The organism is Mesorhizobium sp. M7A.F.Ca.US.002.01.1.1 (genome assembly GCF_004022955.1).
Classification (GTDB): domain Bacteria; phylum Pseudomonadota; class Alphaproteobacteria; order Rhizobiales; family Rhizobiaceae; genus Mesorhizobium; species Mesorhizobium ciceri.
On the sequence record NZ_RZQE01000684.1, the window covers coordinates 1 to 2,420 of the forward strand.

At 59.5% G+C, this 2,420-nt stretch carries 2 protein-coding genes; both read left to right on the forward strand.

Annotated features, from left to right (window positions below; all coding sequences use genetic code 11):
• The first annotated feature begins 450 nt into the window (after nt 1–450).
• Nucleotides 451–1,854, forward strand: a complete 1,404-nt coding sequence (locus EN932_RS34005; RefSeq protein WP_128369432.1) for a cytochrome ubiquinol oxidase subunit I — start codon at nt 451–453, stop codon at nt 1,852–1,854.
• On the forward strand, nt 1,851–2,420 hold a 570-nt coding region (cydB, locus tag EN932_RS34010), incomplete at its 3' end, for a cytochrome d ubiquinol oxidase subunit II (protein ID WP_128369433.1). The genes EN932_RS34005 and cydB, both read left to right, overlap by 4 nt.

Below are 2,420 nucleotides of genomic sequence, written 5' to 3' on the forward strand. Positions count from 1 at the left end.
GAACCAACGCAACGCGCTTCCTCGGGGGAAGTTTCATCAACCGGCATCACCCTTGCGTGAAACCAGGGTGTGTGAGTATGGCGCCGAAATGAAAAACCCACCTTGGCGGCGGGTCGCGGGCGCAAATCAGCACCATGCCCGTATCAGCAGCACAGTTGCCGGGTCAATAAGCAACCGGGTCGTGCACCGGGGGTCGGACGCAGCCTTGCCTGTACAGCCTCGGTGAACAGGGGCAGCCGGGTCAGCCGATCATCATCTCGCTCACCGACGTACAGGCTAAGGAACGGTTTCCGCAAGGCTGGACGGAACTTCGGCCATATCTTCGCAGTATCGACACCGACGCCAATTTCTATAGCTTGATCACGGCTTTGAATCGAGGCGTGATCTCTGTGGCGGCTGCTGCAGCATATGAAGTGATTCTCACCAGCTCGGCATCGGGAGAGACGAGTAATGGATTTTGATCCTGTATTCCTGTCGCGACTGCAATTTGCCTGGGTGATCGGCTGGCACATCCTGCTGCCGGCTATTACTGTAGGATTGGCCGCGTTCATCGCGATGCTGGAAGGCCTCAATTTCTTCACCGGAAGGGACATCTATCTCCGCATCTCGACGTTCTGGATCAAAATATTCTCGATTGCTTTCGGCATGGGCGTCGTCACAGGCGTTGTCATGCCTTTCCAGTTCGGCACGAACTGGAGCCGCTTTTCCGACGCGACCGCCAATGTCCTTTCACCGCTTTTCGCCTATGAGGGCCTGACGGCGTTCTTCCTGGAGGCGGCCTTCCTTGGCGTCCTTCTGTTCGGACGGCAGCTGGTGCCACGCTGGGCGCATTTTGTCGCGGCACTGATGGTGGCACTGGGAACTTTGCTTTCTTCCTTCTGGATCCTGTCGGCAAATAGCTGGATGCAGACGCCGGCCGGCTACGAGATCATCGACGGCCGATTCTTCCCGACCGACTGGTTCAAGGTGGTCTTCAATCCTTCCTTTCCCTACCGATTGGCGCACACCGTCGTCGCCTTCTTCGTCACGACCGGCTTCGTCGTCATGGGCGTCGGCGCCTATCTGATGCGTCGGGGGAGGTCGGTCGCGGAAGGGCGAACGATGCTGTCGATGACGCTCTGGCTGCTTACTGTGTTGGTCCCACTCCAGATTTTCATCGGCGACCAGCATGGTCTGAACACGCTTGAGCACCAGCCGGCAAAGCTGGCTGCAATCGAAGCGCGTTGGGAAACCGCGCGGCAGGTGCCGTTGACGCTTTTCGCCATTCCGGACGACAAAGCCGAGCGCAACCTCTTTGCCATAGACCTTCCGTGGCTTGGCAGCCTCGTCCTCACCCATGAGCTTGACGGCGAGGTTAAGGGCCTCAAGGACTTTCCGGCCGATCAGCGTCCGCCCGTCGCGATCCCCTTCTTTGCCTTCCGGATCATGGTCGGCTGCGGCATCCTGATGCTCGGCCTCGTCCTTTTTGGTGGATGGCTTCGCTGGCGCGGCCAGCTGGACACTTCGCCGGCTTTTCTCACGATCACTCAGATAACGGCGCCCATCGGCTTCGTGGCAGTTATCGCAGGTTGGATCACCACCGAGGTCGGACGCCAGCCCTGGACAGTCTACGGCCTTCTGCGTACGGCGGAATCGGTGACACCGTCGCTGACGAGGTCCGATGTTGTGATCTCGCTCCTTGGCTACATCGCCGTCTATCTCATCATCTATCCTGCGGGCCTCTTCCTGATGCTGCGCATCGTGCGCAAAGGCCCATCCATCGTCGCCGATGAGGGCGCTGAAATCGAAGGGGGTAGGCCCGAGGCGCCGGTTCGTGCCGGAGCCGTCGAACTTCGAGAGGGGGAAGTACGATGAGCCAAGTGCTGGATTTCGTACCGATATGGACGCTGATCCTCGGCATGGCGGTATTCTTCTACGTGCTTCTGGACGGCTTCGACCTTGGCGTCGGCATGCTTTACGGCTTCGCGCCCGACACGGCGTCCCGCAACACGATCATGAATTCGATCGCTCCGATCTGGGACGGCAACGAGACCTGGCTGGTGCTGGGCGGCCTGGGACTTCTTGCGGCGTTTCCGCTTGCCTTCGCCATCATCATTCCCGCGGTGTATTTTCCCATTCTCGTCATGCTGCTGGCGCTGGTGTTCCGTGGCGTGGCGTTCGAGTTCCGCTTCCGCGATGCCGAGCACAAGACCTTCTGGGACCATGGTTTCTGCTATGGCTCGGCCGTCGCCACTTTTGCTCAAGGGGTCGTGCTCGGCGCCTTCATCCAGGGTTTCGAGGTCACCGGCAGGCAGTTCTCGGGAGGGTCTTTCGACTTTCTGACGCCGTTCTCGCTTCTGACCGGCTTTGCCCTTCTGTTCGGCTATGGGCTTTTGGGCGCGGGCTGGCTAATCTTGAAGACAAACGGAGCCGTACAGGAA